The organism is Oryzibacillus soli (assembly GCF_051594765.1).
Classification (GTDB): Bacteria; Bacillota; Bacilli; order Paenibacillales; family NBRC-103111; genus Paenibacillus_AR.
Genome location: NZ_JBPPGJ010000141.1, coordinates 1 through 278 on the forward strand (window position 1 = coordinate 1; position 278 = coordinate 278).

At 51.8% G+C, this 278-nt stretch carries 1 rRNA gene; it reads left to right on the top strand.

What is annotated here, in order from left to right:
* A 5S ribosomal RNA gene (gene rrf, locus ACSEXW_RS28475) occupies window positions 1-116 on the top strand.
* Window positions 117-278: the final 162 nt, after the last annotated feature.

The following is a 278-nucleotide window of genomic DNA, read 5'->3' on the forward strand; positions in this document are numbered from 1 at the left end:
TTGGTGATAATGGCGAAGGGGAACCACGCGTACCCATCTCGAACACGACCGTTAAGCCCTTCAGCGCCGATGGTACTTGGACCGCAGGGTCCTGGGAGAGTAGGACGTTGCCAAGCGGGTCTCACTTGTGTGAGATTCACCTTGTTCCTTGAAAACTGGATAGCGAAACAATTCCGAAAACATCTAAAGTAATGTTCTTTAGCTGGATAAGCTAATAAGAGCGCACGGAGGATGCCTAGGCGCCAGGAGCCGAAGAAGGACGTAGCGAACGACGAAAC